We start from the raw sequence: 15,565 nt of genomic DNA on the forward strand, positions 1-15,565 counted from the left end.
GAGAGGGCGGGGGGAGAGGGGCGCGGCTTACGCATCAAGCACAGCGCCGGTTTCCAGCTTCCCCCTCTACCCAACCCCTTCCTCACGAGGGGGAAGGGGCTCAGGGCGCGCAGCGAACAGTGCGGTTGAAGTGAACTCACTTCCAGGCCGCCAGAAACGCCTGCAGCACCTTCGCCGAATTGGCAGCTGCCAGGCCCATGAAGGTGCCCATTTCATTCTCGCCGTCACCACCACCCGCCAGGTCACTCAGCGAGCGAAAAGCGATGTACGGCACGCCATTGCTGTGCGCCACCATGGCGGTAGCGGCGGTTTCCATGTCGAGCACGTTGGCCTCGAAGGTCTTGAACGCGTATTCGCGGAAGGCCTTGTTGTCCACAAATGCCTGGCCCGACACGCCGCTGCCGCCCACCACGAGTTGCGGGCGTTGCTTCAGGCAGGTGCTCGCCAGGCAATGCTCCAGGCCTACGTTCTGAAGGCTGCGTGCGGTGGCCAGCATCTTCGGGTCGGCTTCAAACCAGAACTGTTTGGTGATGCCGGGCTTGGCTGCCGACCGCACTTCGACGGGGCGCGGGTGCATCATGCCGAAGGCGGGCATCGTCAGCTCGCTTTTCATCCACGCTGGGGCGCTGTACTGCCCGGGCTTGTCTTCACGCGCCATCAGCCATTCCATGTACTGGCCCCACTGCGCGGGCACGGTCACGTCGCCAATGTGCAGGCTGGGGTTCACGCCACCGGCGATGCCGGAAAAGACAATGTGGCTCACATGGAAGCGGTCCAGCACCAGCTGCGTGTTCATGGCTGCGTTGGTCATGCTGATGCCCGACAGAAACACGACCACGGGCTTGCCTTCGAGCGTGCCGGTGGTGAACTCCACGCCGTTGACGCTGTGCTTGGCGGGTTGTTGCACCTTGGGCAGCAGCACCGTCAGTTCGGGCGCAAAGGCCGAGATGACGGCGATGCGCGGTGTGTCATCCAGCCGCACGGCTGTTTTGCCAGGCGAGGTGGCGGCACAGCCCGCGACCACGGCGGCCAGGGCCAGGGCGCCCAGCAGGCGGGTGCACCGGGTTGTCAGAGTAGGCTTGGTGGTACGGGGCGTGTGCATGGTGTGGTGCCTTGTGGTTCAGACAGAAGGGTGTGAGGAGATACAAGCAAACAGGCCACCGCGTTGCAGGGGTGGCCTTTAGAACAGGTTCTTAGACACGAAGCGGGCTGCGCCCGCGAGGGTGCGGTGTCTACTTGGCCGTGGACTTGGGCTGGCTGTCATCCACCTTCACGGTGAACTTGCCCGCCAGGATGTCAGATTCCTTGACCTTGACCTTGGCGACGATGTCGGCGGGGATCTTCTTCTCGAACGTGCCCAGTGGGGCGAGTTCCGAGCCCTTGTGCTTCATCATCGAATACGGGCCGTAGTCCTCGGGGGTGAACTTGCCTTCCTTGACCAGCTTGAGCGCACGGTCGATGCTGGGCTCCATATGCCACAGGGCCGAGGCGACGACGGTGTCGGGGTACTTGTCCTGCGTGTTGATCACGTTGCCAATGGCGAGTTTGCCCTTTTCCTTGGCCGCATCGCTCACACCAAAACGCTCGGCGTAGAGCACGTCGGCGCCCTTGTCGATCATGGCAAACGTCGCCTCCTTGGCCTTGGGCGGGTCAAACCAGCTGTTGATGAAGGTGATGGTGAACTCGACCTTGGGATTCGTTTCCTTGGCACCCGCCATGAAGGCGTGCATCAGGCGGTTGACCTCAGGAATGGGGAAACCGCCCACCATGCCGATCTTGTTCGTCTTGGTCATGCCGCCCGCGATCATGCCGCTGAGGTAAGCAGGCTCCTGGATGTAGTTGTCGAACACGCTGAAGTTGGGCGCCTGCGGCTTGCCCGAGGAGCCGAGCAGGAACGATGTCTTGGGGAAGTCCTTGGCCACCTTGCGGGCGGCGGCTTCCACAGCAAAGGCCTCGCCCACGATGAGCTGGTTGCCGCCCGTGGCGTACTCGCGCATCACGCGTTCGTAGTCGGCGTTGCTGACGTTTTCACTGGCCTTGTATTCGATCTCGCCGCGTACTTCGGCCGCCTTGAGCGCCTTGTGGATGCGGCTGACCCATTGCTGTTCAAAAGGCACCGTGTAGATCGCCGCAACCTTGATCTTGGACTGTGCTGTGGCCAAAGAGGGTGCCATCGCCATGGCGGCAGACAAGGCCATGGAGGTGCAGAGCAGGCGTCCGGTGAAGATGCGGCGAGTGGTCATGGTGGGGGTCCTTCAGGCAATCGAATGAGGAGGAGAGGTCCGGTCCTCATGCAATTTGTGCGCCAGTCGTGCGCAGCGCCAGGGGAGCGGGCCGCAGGCAAGTCTGCCAGAGGAAAGCCACCAAGTGGTAAAAAAATCGCGGCGCTGCGGTTGTCTCCATCAAAAAAAGGGCCACCACAGCGCCCAAAGGCACGATGGTGGCTGGGGCATGCAACAGTGCCATGCGCTTATTTGGTGCCAAAAATCCGGTCCCCCGCATCCCCCAGGCCCGGCAGGATATAGCCGTGGTCGTTGAGCTCGCGGTCGATGGCGGCGGTGAAGATCGGTACGTCGGGGTGGGCCTTTTGCAGCGTGGCAATGCCCTTGGGCGCGGCGAGCAGGCAGACGAACTTGATGGAGCGGGGGTTGAGCTTCTTCAAGCGGTCCACGCAGGCGGCGGCCGAGTTGCCGGTGGCCAGCATGGGGTCTACCACGATGATGTCGCGCTCGTCCATTTCGGACGGCATCTTGAAGTAGTACTCCACGGGCTGCAGTGTGGCCGGGTCGCGGTACAGGCCGATGTGGCCGACGCGGGCGCCTGGCACCACGTTGAGCATGCCGTCCAGAAAGCCGTTGCCCGCGCGCAGGATGGAGACCAGCACCAGCTTCTTGCCGTCGATGACCTTGCCGGTCATGGTCTCCAGCGGGGTTTCGATCTCGAAGTCCTGCAGCGGCATGTCGCGCGTCACTTCGTAAGCCATCAGGGTCGAGAGCTCGCCCAGCAGGCGGCGAAAGCTGTTGGTGCTGGCGTCCTTTCGGCGCATCAGCGTGAGCTTGTGCTGCACGAGGGGGTGGGTGATGACGGTGACATTGCTTTGGGGAGCGGTGCTCATGGCGCGGCCTCTGGTCTACGGGATGAATGAAGGGTGTTGACCGTATTTTGACCTCCCTTCTTCCCCGGTCCGTAGAAACAGGCCTTGAGGCTTCGGGGAGCTGTGGAGCTGGCTTTGCCAGGCCACCGGTGTCGCCCCCTTGAGGGGAGGGGGCCGCAGGGGCCTCGGAAAGTATTCCAGGGCCCGTTTCCCTGTCTATTCCTGTGCGAAGGGAGCCCCGACCGTGCCACTTGCTGTTGCACTCCCATGGCCATGTGGTGGGCCGGGCGGCGTTACTGGCGCGGCGCTCTCGGTGCATGGTGCTTGCGCACACCCTCGCGGATGTCGAGGGTGTGCGTTCTGGGGCGTGCGTTACGAGTAATGCAGCGTCATGGGGCGCACTGGGCCCACCAGCAGGCAATGTTTTCGCGGTAGGGCTGAACGGCAACCCATTTGGGGTTGCTGGCTGCGTTGTCAAACGCAGCTTCGCGCAGGCCCCATGCGCCGTCGGAGCCGGGCTTGTAGACGTTGTTGAAGTAGGTGAAGACCTGCCCTGGGGCGGTGCCGTTGGCATTGGTCCACACGCCCATCAGATCGCGGTACACATCGCCCATGCGTGCGTCGCGGTTGGCGTTGGTAAACAGCTGAGTGACGGCTGCGTTGGCCGTGGTGACCACGGCAAGGTGTTGCCCCCCTTCGTAGGCGAACAGGGGTTTTTTGAAATTCTTGTCGGAGACGATAGCCTTTTGTCCGTTGATCCAGCTGGTCACCTGGTCTATGGCGCCATGCGGGATTTCGGGGGACTTGAGCGGGGTGTCGGCAATGGAGTTGCCATTTGCGTCTTTGGCGCGCAGTTCCTTGAAGAGGGTGCTGAGTCCGCCGTCGGATTCATGCGTCCATGTCTCCACGGCCGCAATGTGCTCACCGTCGCCCAGATAGCCGCCCACATAGGGGGCCACGGCCACAGCGTCGATGGCGCTGGCACAGCCGCCTGCAATGTGCCCGTGTTTCACGGCCAGGGGGCAGCGCAGCAGGGGCAGGTCGGGGTCTATCACGGAGATCTGCTGATTGACCACGCATTGCACGCGGGACGACTGCGCACCAAACTCTTGCTTGATGATCTGGCACAGCTGGCTGGAGCGCAGTGCGTAGTAGTTGATGACGCGGTCGTGCACGCTGCCTTCACCGTTGAATTTTTCGCTGCCCTGACCCGCGAGCCACTGGTAGTTTTGCGAGAAGCCGTAGCCGTTGTTCCACGGTTCATTGCCGTATTCCACGATGAATTTGGCGGCCGGGTTGAGGCTCTGCTTCACGAGCTGGGCGAGGCGCCGCGCATAGTCGTCGCTGGCGTGGAAGGGGATGTTGAGCCAGGCATCGGCTTGCAGGGTATTGGCCAGGTTCACGGCCATGCCCACAGGAACGCCGTAGTCCGTGTTCCAGGTGTAGTGGGCTTTGAGTGGTCGCGTTTCCCATGTCGCAAGGGGGGAGCTGTTGGTCTTGAACCAGTCCATGAAACGCAAGGCACGGTAGCCGCTGAGGTCGCCCAGGAAATTGGGAAACCATATTTGGGTCTGCGACAGCTCCACCAGTGACTTGTAGCTTGTGCCCACGCAGGCACTGCTGTCCGCAACCCATTTGAATCGGTTGTTTCCACAGATTCCTCCTGGTGCGAGGATGCGGATATTGCGCAGATGGTTGCCGGGGGTGACCTTGGAGATGTTGATGAACAGGTTTTCACTCAGCCCGGCGTCGTCCAGCATGTTGAAGGTGGCGTGGCCTGGTTCCACCTTCTTGAAGTCCCTGGCCGAAGCACCTGCAATGTAGAAGTCGCCCTCTCCTTCGTAGTAGACATGGTAGATACCTGTCAGGCGGGACTTGGCGCTTTTGTTGTCCAGGATGGCAGAGCTGACACTGGCGTAGCCCGCCTCGTCGGGGTTGGCTGGCAGGCTTTGTACCCAGCCGTTGACATCCAGGTCAAGGCGCTCATAGGGAGCAGAGCCCCATGCGCCGGTCTTGCTGGTAGGGCTCCACTTTTGCATGCGCTTGGCCAGGTCGATGGTGGGCATGTCGCTGCTGTCGGAGGTGAATGCCACCAGATTGATGGCTGCGCCACCAGCGTGGCGTGTTCGCACCAGGGACGTATCCAGCGGGGCAAGGCCGTTGCCGTCGTCTTCGCCAATGGTGCTGGCGTGGATGGTGTTGGTGGTGGACTGCGTGGTGCTGGTACTGGCGGAGCCACCGCCGCAGCCTTGCAGCAGACTCGCGAGAAGGATGCCCCACAGGGCGTGATGGGTGAGTTTCATGGAATGAATGGGTTCATTGAATGATGGATAGGTGAGGGGGTGTGTGGTTTGGTGTCGTCGTGGTGGCTGGTCTCCTCCCTGGCTTGAATTTGTATTTTTCTTGGTGGGGACGCGGCTTAAGGTGCTCGGTGGCGATCAAAAAAGCGCACGTAACCTTCGTAGGCGAGGTCGGGACGGTCGTGGTAGCGAGAGTCAGCGTCGTAACTGCAGGCCTTGGCCTGGGCTTGCGTGTAGGCCTTGCATAGCGCAGGGCCAAAGTCGGGGTAGTGCAGGGCGTCTTGCTGCTGCATCTCAGCCAGGGTGAGCTGCCGGCCTACCACGGGGCTGTCATAGCGCAGATGCACAGCCGGGGCATTGCGGGTGACGTCGCGCACGGCGCTGCCGTAGCGGTCGGCGTTGGGGTTCTTGCGGTTGAACGCGCGCAGAAAGTCGTCCCGTGCGGGTTCGACGAGAAACCACTGCGCGAAGTCGTTGCCGTCGTAACTCGTTTGCGCGTTGACCCCAAACACTGCGCGCACGCGGGGGGAGGTGAGGTGCGGTTGCAAGGCCGTCCATACACCGAGCGTGCCGCGTGACTGGCCCACCAGAAAGATGTTGCGTGGGTCGACTTGCAGCGCCGATGCATGGGCCACGAGGTAGTTCAAGGCCTGGGCAATATCAGTGTGGGGGACAGGGCTGTTGGGCTGCGTGGGTGCGTTGACTACGGGATGGCGGAATTCCAAGGACGCAAATGCGTAGCCCCCGAGCAGCGCTGGTTTTAGCAGTGTGTCCCGCAGGGTGGCATCAAGTGCCTTTGTGCGGCCGTTGGGGTGGGCCCACACGATGAGCGGCGCGGTTGTCGCTGAGGCCGAGCCGGTTGCGGGGTAGAAATCCAGGTTTTGCTGCAGCGCTGCACCGTCCAGGGTGGGCTCGTTCCAACCCACATTTCCCCAGCACAGGGTGTCATGGTCTTTGTCGGGGCTGAGCGTGCGTGTTGCTGGGGCGGTGGGGGTGCACCCTGGGGGGGCTTCTGTCTGCGCTTGCTTATGAGCGAGGGGGGCGGCCGCGGTGGCAAAGCTGCCGTCATTGTCAGCGCCACCGCACGCGGCCAGGCCGAGTGCGAGGGTGGTGGCGATCAGGCGGCACAGTGTGGTTGCACACAGGTCGCGGGCGGTTGGTGGGGGCATGGCGGACTCCGTGGTGACTCGGTGGGTCGCGCCATTTCACGTGGGGAGCCGTTGAAGGAGTGTTGCCACTCGGTAACGCTGTGGCTAAAGATTGTGTCTAACTGTTGTACGCGCAGGTCGTCTCGCTGAAGTTTTCCCTGTGTTGCTGCAGCATCAATTCGCGTGCCTCCCCGGGAAAAACGGCTCGCATGGCCTTTTTTGGGGGGCGAGAGGCCGGGATAGGTTGACTGGGCCGCCTGTCAGGAAGGCCTGCACTGCAGGACGGCACTGCATGCTCCTTTGGAAGGTGACGATGTGGGGATAACCCAACAAATCGACCCCGGAGAAAGCTGCGACATACAAGGGCCATCGCCTGGCCCCTTGGATGGCAAAGCAGCAGGCAAAAACAGCAGGGTCAGGTCCTAATCTGCCAGAAACCGCGCATAGCGCGCCAGATCGACGTTGCCCCCGCTGATGAGGATGCCCACGCGTTCGCCGTGCAGCAACTTGCCGCCGTTGTCCGCGCCCGAGAAGGCTTGCGCGCCTGCATAGGCCAGGGCGCCGGTGGGTTCCACCACGATCTTCATGCGCTCGGCGAAGAAGCGCAGGGATTGCATCAGCTGTTCGTCGCTCACGCTGACGATGTCTTCGGCATGGTCGCGGATGATGGGGTAGGTGAGTTCGCCCAGGGCCTGGGTTTGCGCGCCGTCGGCGATGGTGTGGGGTGTGGGGATGCGGACGATGTGCCCGGCGCGCAGCGACTGCTGGGCGTCGTTGCCGGTTTCGGGCTCGACGCCCACCACGCGGCACTGGGGCGCCAGGGCCTGCGCGGCCAGCAGGCTTCCGGCCAGCAGGCCGCCGCCGCCCACGCAGACGAACAGGTAGTCCAGGTCGGGCACTTCTTCAAACAGTTCCTTGGCGGCGGTGCCCTGGCCTGCAATGACGTGCGGGTGGTCGAACGGCGGCACCAGCGTCATGCCGCGCTCCAGCGCCAGGTGGCGGCTGATGGCTTCGCGGTCTTCGGTGTAGCGGTCGTAGGTGACGACCTGGGCGCCATAGGCCCGTGTGGCCGCCATCTTGGAGGCGGGCGCATCGGCAGGCATGACGATGACGGCGGGCATGTCCAGCATGCGGGCCGACAGCGCGATGGCCTGTGCGTGGTTGCCGGCCGAAAAGGCCAGCACGCCGCGCTCGCGCTGCTCATCGGTGAACTGTGCCAGGGTGTTGAAGGCGCCCCGGAACTTGAAGGCGCCAGTGCGCTGCAGGTTCTCGCATTTGAAGAACAGCTGCGCGCCGAGCAGTTCGTCGGCGGTGGTGGAGCGCAGCACCGGCGTGTGGTGCGCCATGCCCTTGAGCCGGTGCGCGGCGGCAGCCACGTCGTCGTAGGTAGGCGGGGTCACACTGGGCAGTGTCATGGCGGCATCCTCCATCAGGGCGAAAGCGGGGCGGCGACGGCCCACCCCTGGGCGGCTACATGATAGCCCGTCAGCATGGAGTTTTGAGTAAAAATGGCCGCCAGCGCTTGTCCTGAAAGCGTGGGTAGCTATGAATTTTGATGGTTTGGCGCGCGCGCATCAGCGCAGGTGCCCTGCCATGCCCAGGCCCGCCTCGCGGGCCGAGCCCCTTAGAACGTGTTCACGATCTCCCAGGAGTCGCGCAGCGGCCTTGGCGGGATGGGATGCTAGGCGCGGTGCGCAGCCAATAGCTCGGCTATTGGCAAGCGCCGCAACGCCGCAGACCGCCCGCCAAGACCGCTGCCCGAAGGGTTGGAGCGAAATCGGGCGATTGGAAGCCCCGGCTGCTTGCATGGGCATGAGCCCATGCGGCGCATCCGAAGCATCCACTCATCCCGATTGCGCTCCAATGCGACCCCTGCGAGATCGTGAACACGTTCTTAGCCCAGCTCGCTGAACCGCTGCAGCGGCGTGAGCGCCGGGAAGTCGCCCGCGCGCTTTTGTTTCATGGCCGTGACGGACTCGCGCACATGCTGGTTGCTCCAGATGGCGCCCTGCAGCCAGCCCATCTGGCGCAGGCTGTCTTCCACCGAATGGTCGCGCGCGTAGTTCACGGCCTGTTTGGTGCCCCAGATGGCCACGGGCGGCTTGCTGGCGATCTCTTGTGCGCATTGCAAGGCAGCGGCGAGCATCGCTTCTTGGGTCTCGAACACTTCGTTGACCAGGCCGTAGCCCAGGGCCCTGGCGGCGCTCAGGCGGCGGCCGGTGTAGGCCAGCTCCTTGACCACACCCAGCGGGATGAGCTTGGGCAGGCGCTGCAGCGTGCCCACGTCGGCCACCATGCCGATGTTGATCTCCTGGATGCAGAAGAACGCGTCGGCCGTGGCGTAGCGCACGCAGGCGGCGGTGACCATGTCCACCGCGCCGCCAATGCAGCCGCCCTGGATGGCCATGATGACGGGGATGCGCAGGCTTTCGATGCGAGTGAAGGTGGCCTGCATGTCGGTCAGCAGGTCAAAGATGGCGGCGCGGCCCTCGGGGCTCTGGTCGTCCATGGTGATGGCACCGCCGAAGGTCTCCAGCGCCATGCCCGCGCTGAAATGTTTGCCGGTGCTGCTGATAACCAGCGCCCGCGCCTCGCCCGATTTGTTCAGCTGGGCCAGCACCTCGTCCAGCTCTCGCCAGAAGGTGGGGTGCATGGTGTTCATGGCCTCGGGGCGGTTCAGCACCAGGTGGGCGACATGGTGGGTGATGCTGAGGGTGAAGCAGGTGGGGGTGGTGTTCATGGGCTGTCACTGTAGACCCGCTGGCCCACCCGGGGTCGTCGCCTGGGTGACTTTGGGTATTTTTGGCCGCTGGCGCTTGTCTGGTAAGCGCTTCAAGCTATAAAAAAAGGAGTAACTACCGGGGTCGCCGTGGCTACGCGGTATTCCGCCGGAGCGGATGTCGCTCAATCGCCGCCGCCCCCACCGCAGCCGCCGCCATCGCCCCCTCCATCTCCGCCGCCGTCGCCACCACCGCCATCCGAACTCTCGGCGCCGCCGAAGTCGCCCGAGCTGCCGCTGTAGCTGCCGTCCGAGAAGCTGGTGCCGCAGTAGCTGTCGCCACCGCTACCACCCGCGTCGCTCTTGCGGGCGATGTCGGAACAGTCGGGCACGTAGGTGAAGCCGCCCGCAATGGCGAACTTGGCATCCAGCGCAAACAGCAGGGGCAGGCGGCTGGGGGCCTTGGGGTCGATGGATTCCTCCTTGCACACCCAGTACCAGCAGCGGCGCAGGCCGTCGTTGTGGCGCGCCTTTTTGCCCAGCGCCTCGGCCGGGGTGTGGTGCAAGAAGAAGCCCAGGGCGTTGTGGCACCAGGCTTTGTAGGCCTGGGTGTGCAGGATGAACTCATGCCACAGCACATCGACCGCCTTGGAGGGCATGGCCACAAACTGCTTGTTGCCGCGCAGGCAGGCCATGAAGAACTGGCGCAGGCCGCGTTCGACCAGCTCGCAATCGCGCGTGCTCAGGTGCGGGTAGGTTTCACGCAGCTTGCGCTGCAGAAAGCGGGGCAGGGGGGCTTCGCGGATGGTGCGCTGGCGCACCGCGCGGGTCCACTGGATCACCAGGGCCGTGACGACGACCGTGGCAAAAAAATACAGGATCCAGGGCCAGCGCAAGCGCCAGGCACCCGCAAAGATCCCGACGATGGCGGCCACCCACACGCCAATCGCCAGCAGCACAACCTTGCTTCCCCACCACAGCAGAATGTTTTCGATGCGTTTCATCGTCCCTCCTTTTGTTGTTATGTGGCGATTTCACGGCAGTAATGTGACTGATTGATGACACTTTGGACGATGTCTTCAGATTGTCACGCGTGGATTGCCAGCGGCACCACCAATAGCTGACGGTCCGGCGATGGGGCCGCGCTGGGGATGCAAGGCAGGGGCGGGAATCTGCGCCCCTGCCGGGTTCAACGCCGCTTGCTGCCGCCGAAGATGCTGCCCAGCACCCCGCGCAGGATTTCCTTGCCGATGGTGGTGCCCATGGTGCGCACCGCCGACTTGGCCATGGTCTGGGCCAGGCCGTCGCGTTTGCCACCACGCGGGCCGGTGGTGCCAAACAGCACGTCGTTGAGCCCGCCCATCAGGCCGCCGCCGCTGTCTTCCGTGTCGGTGGGTGCTCCTTTGCCACTAGCCGGCGCTTGCGCACTGGCTTCGGCCGCGCGGCCCTTGAGCTTTTCGTAGGCCGATTCGCGGTCCACCACCTTTTCATACACGCCCGCGACCAGCGAGTTGGCCACCAGCACCTGGCGCTGTTGCGGTGTGATGGGGCCGAGCTGGCTGCCGGGCGGCAGCACGAAGACGCGCTCGGTGATGCTCGGACGGCCCTTGGCATCCAGAAAGCTCACCAGCGCCTCGCCCACGGCCAGCTCGGTGATGGCGGTTTCGATATCGAGGCCCGGCTTTTGCCGCATGGTGGTTGCCGTCGCTTTGACGGCCTTCTGGTCGCGCGGGGTGAAGGCCCGCAGCGCATGCTGCACACGGTTGCCCAGCTGGGCCAGCACGCTATCGGGGATATCGAGCGGGTTCTGCGTCACGAAGTAAACCCCGACGCCCTTGGAGCGCACCAGGCGCACCACGAGTTCGATGCGCTCCACCAGCACCTTGGGCGCCTCGTTGAACAACAGGTGGGCCTCGTCGAAGAAGAACACCAGTTTGGGCTGCTCGGGATCGCCAATCTCGGGCAGTTGCTCGAACAGCTCCGACAGCATCCACAGCAAGAACGTGGCGTACAGGCGCGGCGAATTCATGAGCTTGTCGGCCGCCAGGATGTTGACCACGCCATGACCGTCCACCGTCTGCATGAAGTCCTGGATGTTGAGCATGGGCTCGCCGAAGAACTGCGTGCCGCCCTGCTGCTCGATCTGCAGCAGCCCGCGCTGGATGGCGCCCACGCTGGCGGCGCTCACGTTGCCGTACTCGGTGGTGAACTCTTTGGCGTTGTCGCCCACGTACTGCAGCATGGCGCGCAGGTCTTTGAGGTCCAGCAGCAGCATGCCGTTGTCGTCGGCGATCTTGAACACCAGGTTGAGCACACCCAGCTGGGTCTCGTTCAGGTTGAGCATGCGGCCCAGCAGCAGCGGGCCCATGTCGGACACCGTGGCGCGCACCGGGTGGCCCTGTTCGCCAAACACGTCCCACAGTGTGGTGGGGCAGGCCAGGGGGGCGGGCAGGTCCAGGCCACGCTCTTTGAGCACGGCAGCCAGCTTGTCGCCGATCTTGCCCGGCTGGCTGGCGCCCGTGAGGTCGCCCTTCACATCGGCCATGAACACCGGCACGCCAATGCGCGAGAAGTTCTCGGCCAGGGTCTGCAGGGTCACGGTCTTGCCGGTGCCGGTTGCACCGGTGATGAGCCCGTGGCGGTTGGCCAGGCCTGGAAGCAGGTGGCATTCGATGGTGTCGTGCTTGGCAATCAGCAGGGGTTCGGCCATTTCGGGTTTCCTCGGGGTGAGGGAGCCTCTGCACGCGTCGCGCGCCGTGTGCATCTGCGGTCTCGGGCGGCCTGCTGCGTTACAAATGCTCGCAATAGCTGTGGCTATTGCTGCGCTTTGTGCCTGGCAGCCCATCCCGATCCGCGGCGCCCACTTTCCGCGCGAAGCGTGCAGAGGTTCCCTGGGTTCAGCAAAAAGTAAAATCCACTGAGTAGATTAAATCAATACACCAAGTACAGAAGGACTTCCCGTGGCAGGACACAGCAAATGGGCGAATATCCAGCACCGCAAGGGGCGGCAGGATGAAAAACGCGGCAAGATCTGGACCCGCATCATTCGCGAAATCACCGTGGCCGCCCGTTCTGGTGGCGGCGACCTGTCTGCCAACCCCCGCCTGCGCCTGGCGGTGGATAAGGCCAAGGCGGCCAACATGCCCGCCGACCGCATCAAATACAACATCGACAAGGCCACGGGCAACGCCGAAGGCCTGACCTACGAAGAAATCCGCTACGAAGGCTATGGCATTGGTGGCGCAGCCATCATGATCGATACCATGACCGACAACCGCGTGCGCACCGTGGCCGAAGTACGACACGCGTTCAGCAAACACGGTGGCAACATGGGCACCGAAGGCTCGGTGGTGTTCCAGTTCAAGCACTGTGGCCAGCTGATTTTTGCCCCAGGCACGAGTGAAGACAAGGTGATGGAAGTGGCGCTGGAGGCCGGCGCTGAAGACGTGGTGACCGACGACGACGGCGCAGTGGAGGTGTTGACCGCCCCGGCCGACTTCGAAGCCGTGAAGAATGCCCTGGAAGCCGCAGGCCTCACGCCCGAAGTGGCGGGCGTGACCATGCGGCCTGAAAACACCATCGAACTGACGGGCGACGACGCGGCGCGCATGCAGCGGCTGCTGGATGTGCTGGAGGACCTGGACGACACCCAGGAGGTCTACCACAACGCTGCCCTGTGACCTTGCGCCTGTGGATCGCCGCTTTTTTCTTGCGCTGACTTGTTTTCCGACTGATATTTCCCCGAACCCCGCCAAGCAGCCCCGCGCTGCGGGCCGGGTTCACCAAAGGCTCCTATGAAAGTACTTGTGATTGGTGGCGGCGGCCGTGAACACGCGATGGCGTGGAAACTGAGCCAGTCCCCCAAGGTGACCAAGGTGTATGTGGCGCCCGGCAACGGTGGCACGGCGCTGAACCCCAAGCTCGACAACGTGGCCATCACCGACGTGCGCGAACTGCGCGTGTGGGCGCAGGCCGAGAAGATCGCGCTGACCGTGGTGGGCCCCGAGGCGCCGCTGGCCGCCGGCGTGGTCGATGAGTTCCGAGCCAATGGCCTGCGCATCTTCGGGCCCACCAAGGCCGCCGCACAGCTCGAAAGCTCCAAGGCCTTCTCCAAGGCCTTCATGCGCCGCCATGGCATCCCCACGGCCGACTACGACACCTTCACCGACCCCGCTGCGGCCCACGCCTTCGTGGACCGGCTGGGCGCGCCCATCGTCATCAAGGCCGACGGCCTCGCGGCTGGCAAGGGCGTGGTCGTGGCCATGACGCTGCAGGAGGCCCATGATGCTGTGGACTTCATGCTGGTGGACAACAGGTACGGCGTGACGCACAACGAAGGCGGCGCGCGCGTGGTGATCGAGGAATTCCTCGAAGGCGAGGAAGCCTCCTTCATCGTGCTGTGCGACGGCAAGAACGTGCTGGCGCTGGCCACCAGCCAGGACCACAAGCGCCTCAAAGACGGCGACGAAGGCCCCAACACCGGCGGCATGGGTGCGTATTCGCCAGCACCGGTGGTCACGGCCGATGTGCATGCCCGCGCGATGCGCGAGATCATCCTGCCCACCATCCGTGGCATGGAAAAGGACGGCATTCCCTACACCGGTTTCCTGTATGCCGGCCTCATGATCGACGCCAAGGGCCAGCCCAAGACGCTCGAATTCAACTGCCGCATGGGCGACCCCGAGACGCAGCCCATACTGATGCGCCTGAAAAGTGATTTCAGCGACGTGATGGCCGCAGCGGCCGACGGCAAGCTCGACCAGATGGAACTGCAATGGGACCGCCGCACCGCACTGGGCGTGGTCATGGCCGCCCATGGCTACCCGGAGAACCCGCGCAAGGGTGACCCCATCACCGGCCTGCCAGCCGAGGCGGACGATGCCGTGGTGTTCCATGCGGGCACGCAGCTGAAAGACGGTGTGGTCAGCGTGACCGGTGGCCGCGTGTTGTGCGTGACGGTGCTGGCCGACAGCGTTAAGCAGGCGCAGCAGCGTGCCTACGACGTGGCGCGTGGTATCCAGTTCGATGGCGCGCAATACCGCCGCGACATTGGCTTCCGCGCGGTGAAATAGCTCCCCCCTGAGTCGCCTGCGGCGCCTTCCCCCACAGGGGGATGACGCCCTCGCGGCGGGGCGGCCCTTGCTTGGCGTCCCTGGCCTGGGCCGCGCCAGTTTTACCGGCAGCGCATGGCGCCGATGGCAATGGATAACTGAAATGCAACCACCTGGATTGAATCCGGCCACGACCGTGGCGACCGTACGCAGCTATTTGCAGGGCCTGCAGACGCGCATTACCGATGCGCTCGAAGCCGTGGAAGGCGAGGGCGGCGCGCGTTTTTTGGCCGATGCCTGGAGCAAACCCCCTGGTGAGCCGCTGCAAGGCGACGGCATCACCAAGATCCTGGAAGGTGGCCGGGTGTTCGAGCGCGCGGGCTGCGGTTTCAGCCATGTGCGTGGCCCGCAGCTGCCGCCCTCGGCCACGCAGCACCGGCCCGAGCTGGCGGGTGCACCGTTCGAGGCCATGGGCGTGTCGCTGGTCTTCCATCCGCGCAACCCGTACGTGCCCACCGTGCACATGAACGTCCGCATGATCGCGGCAGGCCACCCGGGTCAGACACCCACCTGCTGGTTTGGCGGGGGCATGGACCTCACGCCGTACTACGGGTTTGAAGAAGATGCGGTGCACTTTCACCAAACCTGCCGTGACGCGCTGGCGCCGTTTGGCGACGACAAGTACCCGCGCTTCAAGCAGTGGTGCGACGAATACTTTTACCTCAAGCACCGCAGCGAGCAGCGCGGTGTGGGCGGGGTGTTCTACGACGACTTCTCGGAACTGGGTTTCGACCAGAGCCTGGCCATGACGCAGTCGGTGGGTGATGCCTTCCTCAAGGCCTACCTGCCCATCGTGGAAAAGCGCCAGAACCTGCCGTTTGGCGAACGTGAGCGCGACTTTCAGCTCTACCGCCGGGGCCGCTATGTCGAGTTCAACCTGGTGTGGGACCGGGGCACCCACTTTGGCCTGCAGTCGGGGGGGCGCACCGAGTCGATTTTGTTGTCTATGCCGCCGCTGGTGGCTTGGTCGTACCAGCGCTCGGATGCTGCGGACACTGCTGAAGCCGACCTCACGCAACGCTTTCTAGTGCGACGCGACTGGCTGGCTGGCGAGGCTGCTGCAGCGGTTTGAAAGCCTTGACAAGCGCAAAAGCTATAATTTCAATAGCTGCCCGCGCTTTTCACACCAGCGCAAGAGGCCAAAAACACCTCAAACTGCCGCAGCGCCCCTGCGCAACACCAGCGCAACACCC

The 15,565-nt window shown here is 63.9% G+C and carries 12 protein-coding genes; 3 read left to right on the plus strand and 9 right to left on the minus strand.

Going from position 1 to position 15,565, the window contains the following annotated elements; genetic code table 11:
- Positions 1–136 precede the first annotated feature (136 nt).
- The 9 genes from ARADN35_RS0102740 to ARADN35_RS0102785 all read right to left on the minus strand — a co-directional run bounded on the left by ARADN35_RS0102740 (position 137) and on the right by ARADN35_RS0102785 (position 11,971).
- Positions 137–1,102, minus strand: a complete 966-nt coding sequence (locus ARADN35_RS0102740) for a 5'-methylthioadenosine/S-adenosylhomocysteine nucleosidase (RefSeq protein ID WP_010458725.1) — start codon at positions 1,100–1,102, stop codon at positions 137–139.
- Between the two features lie 130 nt (positions 1,103–1,232).
- Positions 1,233–2,243 (minus strand): BMP family protein, encoded by a 1,011-nt coding sequence (locus tag ARADN35_RS0102745; protein WP_010458727.1) that lies wholly within the window; start codon positions 2,241–2,243, stop codon positions 1,233–1,235.
- Positions 2,244–2,470: 227 nt separating this feature from the next.
- On the minus strand, positions 2,471–3,115 hold the full coding sequence (gene upp, locus ARADN35_RS0102755) for a uracil phosphoribosyltransferase (RefSeq protein ID WP_010458732.1): 645 nt from the start codon (positions 3,113–3,115) through the stop codon (positions 2,471–2,473).
- A 368-nt stretch (positions 3,116–3,483) separates the two neighbouring features.
- Positions 3,484–5,397: a hypothetical protein gene (locus ARADN35_RS0102760; protein ID WP_010458734.1), complete on the minus strand. Its 1,914-nt coding sequence runs from the start codon at positions 5,395–5,397 to the stop codon at positions 3,484–3,486.
- A 116-nt stretch (positions 5,398–5,513) separates the two neighbouring features.
- Positions 5,514–6,563, minus strand: a complete 1,050-nt coding sequence (locus ARADN35_RS0102765) for an alpha/beta hydrolase (protein WP_010458736.1) — start codon at positions 6,561–6,563, stop codon at positions 5,514–5,516.
- A gap of 401 nt (positions 6,564–6,964) precedes the next feature.
- A complete protein-coding gene (locus ARADN35_RS0102770; RefSeq protein ID WP_010458738.1) occupies positions 6,965–7,957 on the minus strand; it encodes a threo-3-hydroxy-L-aspartate ammonia-lyase in 993 nt (330 codons plus the stop codon).
- Positions 7,958–8,436: 479 nt separating this feature from the next.
- Positions 8,437–9,282, minus strand: coding sequence for an enoyl-CoA hydratase-related protein (locus tag ARADN35_RS0102775; protein WP_010458740.1), 846 nt, complete (start codon positions 9,280–9,282; stop codon positions 8,437–8,439).
- 164 nt (positions 9,283–9,446) lie between these two features.
- Positions 9,447–10,265 (minus strand): glycine-rich domain-containing protein, encoded by an 819-nt coding sequence (locus tag ARADN35_RS28245; RefSeq protein WP_010458741.1) that lies wholly within the window; start codon positions 10,263–10,265, stop codon positions 9,447–9,449.
- Positions 10,266–10,450: 185 nt separating this feature from the next.
- Positions 10,451–11,971 carry a helicase HerA-like C-terminal domain-containing protein gene (locus ARADN35_RS0102785; protein WP_010458743.1) on the minus strand — a complete coding sequence of 507 codons (1,521 nt, stop codon included), beginning with the start codon at positions 11,969–11,971 and terminating at the stop codon, positions 10,451–10,453.
- 250 nt (positions 11,972–12,221) lie between these two features.
- Between ARADN35_RS0102785 and ARADN35_RS0102790 the strand changes: the two genes are divergently transcribed.
- The 3 genes from ARADN35_RS0102790 to hemF all read left to right on the plus strand — a co-directional run bounded on the left by ARADN35_RS0102790 (position 12,222) and on the right by hemF (position 15,444).
- On the plus strand, positions 12,222–12,941 hold the full coding sequence (locus ARADN35_RS0102790) for a YebC/PmpR family DNA-binding transcriptional regulator (protein WP_010458745.1): 720 nt from the start codon (positions 12,222–12,224) through the stop codon (positions 12,939–12,941).
- Between the two features lie 114 nt (positions 12,942–13,055).
- On the plus strand, positions 13,056–14,333 hold the full coding sequence (gene purD, locus ARADN35_RS0102795; RefSeq protein WP_010458747.1) for a phosphoribosylamine--glycine ligase: 1,278 nt from the start codon (positions 13,056–13,058) through the stop codon (positions 14,331–14,333).
- A 142-nt stretch (positions 14,334–14,475) separates the two neighbouring features.
- On the plus strand, positions 14,476–15,444 hold the full coding sequence (hemF, locus tag ARADN35_RS0102800) for an oxygen-dependent coproporphyrinogen oxidase (RefSeq protein WP_050812425.1): 969 nt from the start codon (positions 14,476–14,478) through the stop codon (positions 15,442–15,444).
- Positions 15,445–15,565: the final 121 nt, after the last annotated feature.

The sequence above is a fragment of the Acidovorax radicis N35 genome, from assembly GCF_000204195.1.
Lineage (GTDB): Bacteria > Pseudomonadota > Gammaproteobacteria > Burkholderiales > Burkholderiaceae_C > Acidovorax > Acidovorax radicis.

Coding starts and splice junctions, on each gene's coding strand:
- ARADN35_RS0102740 (WP_010458725.1), bottom strand. CDS start 1,102: ATGCACACGCCCCGTACCACCAAGCCTACTCTGACAACCCGGTGCACC.
- ARADN35_RS0102745 (WP_010458727.1), bottom strand. CDS start 2,243: ATGACCACTCGCCGCATCTTCACCGGACGCCTGCTCTGCACCTCCATG.
- upp (WP_010458732.1), bottom strand. CDS start 3,115: ATGAGCACCGCTCCCCAAAGCAATGTCACCGTCATCACCCACCCCCTC.
- ARADN35_RS0102760 (WP_010458734.1), bottom strand. CDS start 5,397: ATGAAACTCACCCATCACGCCCTGTGGGGCATCCTTCTCGCGAGTCTG.
- ARADN35_RS0102765 (WP_010458736.1), bottom strand. CDS start 6,563: ATGCCCCCACCAACCGCCCGCGACCTGTGTGCAACCACACTGTGCCGC.
- ARADN35_RS0102770 (WP_010458738.1), bottom strand. CDS start 7,957: ATGACACTGCCCAGTGTGACCCCGCCTACCTACGACGACGTGGCTGCC.
- ARADN35_RS0102775 (WP_010458740.1), bottom strand. CDS start 9,282: ATGAACACCACCCCCACCTGCTTCACCCTCAGCATCACCCACCATGTC.
- ARADN35_RS28245 (WP_010458741.1), bottom strand. CDS start 10,265: ATGAAACGCATCGAAAACATTCTGCTGTGGTGGGGAAGCAAGGTTGTG.
- ARADN35_RS0102785 (WP_010458743.1), bottom strand. CDS start 11,971: ATGGCCGAACCCCTGCTGATTGCCAAGCACGACACCATCGAATGCCAC.
- purD (WP_010458747.1), top strand. CDS start 13,056: ATGAAAGTACTTGTGATTGGTGGCGGCGGCCGTGAACACGCGATGGCG.
- hemF (WP_050812425.1), top strand. CDS start 14,476: ATGCAACCACCTGGATTGAATCCGGCCACGACCGTGGCGACCGTACGC.